1 pseudogene is annotated in these 252 nt (G+C 52.0%); it reads left to right on the top strand.

Annotation, left to right across the window (positions count from 1 at the left end):
• Window positions 1–252, top strand: a pseudogene (locus HH682_RS15560) (IS3 family transposase); the annotation flags it as partial.

Below are 252 nucleotides of genomic sequence, written 5' to 3'. Positions count from 1 at the left end.
GCGCGTACGCTAGCTGAAATGCTAACCCAAAATGGCGTTCCGATGAGCCGTTACCGTGCAGGGCGTTTAATGAAACATCTGAATCTAAGCAGTTGCCAGCCCGGAAAACATCAGTACAAAAATGCCCATCTAGAGCATACCTGCCTGCCGAATCTGCTTGAGCGCCAGTTCGCTGTGCCCGAGCCAGACAGAGTGTGGTGTGGAGATATTACGTATATCTGGGCAGGAAATCGCTGGTGCTATCTGGCAGTC

The organism is Rosenbergiella gaditana, from assembly GCF_018494065.1.
Lineage (GTDB): Bacteria > Pseudomonadota > Gammaproteobacteria > Enterobacterales > Enterobacteriaceae > Rosenbergiella > Rosenbergiella gaditana.
Note: the sequence above shows the minus strand (reverse complement) of the source record. Positions and strands in the feature narration are given on the sequence as shown.